Source organism: Barnesiella sp. An22 (assembly GCF_002159975.1).
GTDB classification, from domain to species: Bacteria; Bacteroidota; Bacteroidia; order Bacteroidales; family Barnesiellaceae; genus Barnesiella; species Barnesiella merdigallinarum.
Genome location: NZ_NFJR01000044.1, coordinates 1 through 1,774 on the forward strand (window position 1 = coordinate 1; position 1,774 = coordinate 1,774).

General features: G+C 53.2%; 3 protein-coding genes. All 3 read left to right on the top strand.

The window, feature by feature from the left end; genetic code table 11:
• Nucleotides 1-362, top strand: a 362-nt coding sequence (gene mobA, locus B5F38_RS14095; RefSeq protein ID WP_087409747.1) for a conjugal transfer protein MobA, incomplete at its 5' end; no start/stop codon positions are given.
• Nucleotides 352-1,608: a conjugal transfer protein MobB gene (gene mobB / locus B5F38_RS14100; protein ID WP_087409748.1), complete on the top strand. Its 1,257-nt coding sequence runs from the start codon at nt 352-354 to the stop codon at nt 1,606-1,608. The genes mobA and mobB, both read left to right, overlap by 11 nt.
• A gap of 34 nt (nt 1,609-1,642) precedes the next feature.
• On the top strand, nt 1,643-1,774 hold a 132-nt coding region (locus tag B5F38_RS14105; protein ID WP_143241004.1), incomplete at its 3' end, for a YWFCY domain-containing protein.

Here is a 1,774-nt window from a genome sequence, read left to right on the forward strand (position 1 = left end):
ACGGAAATTTCGAGCTGCTGTTTGAAAAATCCGGGATGAAACAACGGGCAAGATTCATCAAGGCGATGATTTTCGGACGTGAAATGAAGGTCGTCAGAATCGACAAGGCGGCGATGGACTACTACATCAGGCTGACAAATTTCTACCACCAGTTCCAGGCCATCGGCAACAACTACAACCAGACGGTGAAGGCTGTCAAGTCCAATTTCGGCGAGAAACGGGCGTTCGCCCTGCTCCGAAACCTGGAAAAAGCTACCATTGACCTGGTGGTACTGAGCAAGCGAATTGTCATGCTTACCCGGGAATTCGAGGAGGAATACCTTATAAAAAGAAGGAAGGAGGAACAGCAGAATGGTGGCTAAAATCAACCGGGGTGTATCGCTCTACGGGGCGGTCATCTACAACCAGCGTAAAGTGGACGAGGCAACCGCCCGTATCATCGCGGGCAACCGCATGATTACCGACCTCACCGGAAATCCCCACAATGTCATGCAACAGACGCTATGGGCTTTCGAGAGCTACCTCGCCGCCAACAGGAACACGGAGAAGCCGGTACTGCACATCTCCCTGAATCCCTCGGTGGACGACCGCCTCACGGACGGGCAGTTCGCGGAACTGGCACGTGAGTACATGCAGAAGATGGGCTACGGCGACCAGCCCTACATCGTCTATCTGCACGAGGACATCGACCGCAGGCATGTCCATATTGTCTCCACCTGCGTGAAGGAGAACGGCGAGAAAATCGGTGACGCATACGAATGGAATCGTTCGATGAAAGCCTGCCGGGAACTGGAAAACAGATTCGGACTCAAGCCTGTGGCTGACAAGCGGAACGAACTGCTGGAACCGTATCTCAAGAAGGCGGACTACCGGGACGGGGACGTGAAACGTCAGGTCGGCAATATCCTCAAAAGTGTGTTCACCGCCTACCGCTTCCAGACATTCGGGGAGTTCAGTGCCATGCTCTCATGCTTCAACATCGAGGCCAAACAGGTTCGAGGAGAATTTGAAGGCTCACCTTACAACGGTATCGTATATACCCTGACAGACGATACGGGCAGGCCGGTATGCACGCCCATCAAATCTTCACTCATCGGCAAGCGCTTCGGCTACGAAGGGATAGAAAAAAGGATTGCCGTCAATGTCCGTGACTTCAGGAGCCGGAAGTGGCAGCCGAAAATCCATGACACCGTCGCACTGGCCATGCACGGATGCCGTGGAAACCGGGAAGACTTCATCCGGCTTCTCGGGGAAAAGGGCATCGACGTGGTGTTCAGGGAAAACGAGGAAGGCCGCATCTACGGCGTGACCTTCATCGACCACAAGAACCGTGAGGTATATAACGGCTCCCGTCTGGGCAAGGAGTTTTCCGCCAACGCCTTCGAACAGCTTTTCAGCAGACCGCAGGAATTTCCGGAACAGGAAGCTCCCGGACAATATGCCGGCACACGGGAGAGCCTTTCCGACAACATGGAGAGTACCATCGAGCAGGCTTTCGGGATATTCAGTCCCGACATCAACGGTCCTGACCCGCAGGAGGAGGCACTCGCCCGCAGGCTGCAACGTAAGAAAAAGAAGAAAAAACGCCGTTCACGCGGCATATCCTGATTGTCAATTACCAACCATCAAAATTTTTACAGTTATGCAACAAGAAGATGATTTGAGAGGACTGGCCAAGGTCATGGAGTTCATGCGTGCCATTTCCATCGTGTTTATTGTCATCCACGTCTATTGGTTCTGCTACGGGACATTCGTGGACATGGGTATCAACATC

Bases quoted from the DNA above. Each gene is read 5' to 3' on its own strand.
- mobB (WP_087409748.1), top strand. From the start codon at position 352: ATGGTGGCTAAAATCAACCGGGGTGTATCGCTCTACGGGGCGGTCATC.